1 pseudogene is annotated in these 444 nt (G+C 74.5%); it reads right to left on the bottom strand.

Going from position 1 to position 444, the window contains the following annotated elements:
- A pseudogene (locus tag ACU8YC_RS27780) lies at positions 1-428 on the bottom strand (hypothetical protein); the annotation flags it as partial.
- Between the last annotated feature and the right edge of the window lie 16 nt (positions 429-444).

Here is a 444-nt window from a genome sequence, read left to right as displayed (position 1 = left end):
TAGGCGCACACGCCCACGGCGACCGCCGGATCCGGGATCGGCAGCCACGCCTCGGGCGGGGAGGGGTCGTCGCCGGTCGCGACCGCGTAGATCGATTGCGGGTGGTCCAGGTTCTCGCTGGTGCGGGCCCGCGAGACAGCGTCGGTGTCCGACAGGGCAGGGATCGCCAGGACCGCCGCGATGTGGACGATCCCGGCGAGCACGAGGCCGATCAGCGCCGCCAGCTGCCCGCGCGGGTCGACCTGCTGCGCCAGCACCCAGATCAGCCACGCGACGGTGGCGTAGACCGGGAAGGCCAGCACCTGCTTGAGGGTCTCCATCCAGGCGCCCGGCCGCGGCAGTGCCCGCAGGGCCGGCGGCCAGAGGGTCAGGAGCAGGAAGGGCAGGGCGAGGCCGAGGCCGAGGCTGGCGAAGACGGCGAGCGCCACGCCGGCGCTCTGGGTC

The organism is Citrobacter sp. VF227, assembly GCF_052950715.1.
This window is presented reverse-complemented; position numbering and strand designations above follow the sequence as displayed.